Source organism: Clostridium sp. DL1XJH146, assembly GCF_054819755.1.
This window is the reverse complement of sequence record NZ_JBTVVN010000158.1, coordinates 1-253: the sequence shown is the minus strand read 5'-3', so window position 1 is coordinate 253 and position 253 is coordinate 1. Positions and strand designations below refer to the sequence as shown.

The window sequence follows — 253 nt, the reverse complement described above, 5'->3', positions numbered from 1 at the left end:
GTGGCATACATACGTTTGAAATTTTGATGCCTCCTCACGAGTTTTTCGCCACCCACCCCGAGTTTTTCAGTCTCTACGACGGCCGCCGCATTGCCGATGGGCAACTCTGCCTTTCCAACCCCGCAGTGCTGCGCACCATGATAGCCCGCCTTCGCACCTATATAGATGAGCATCCTGGGTGCTGGGTGTACAGTGTGTCGCAAAATGATAATGAGAAACCCTGCCAATGTGCCAACTGCCGCGCTTTGGAACA

1 protein-coding gene is annotated in these 253 nt (G+C 53.8%); it reads left to right on the top strand.

The annotated features are described in order from the left end of the window. Nucleotides 1-26: 26 nt before the first annotated feature. On the top strand, nt 27-253 hold a 227-nt coding region (locus tag ACVHXK_RS18920; protein ID WP_461207950.1), incomplete at its 3' end, for a DUF4838 domain-containing protein.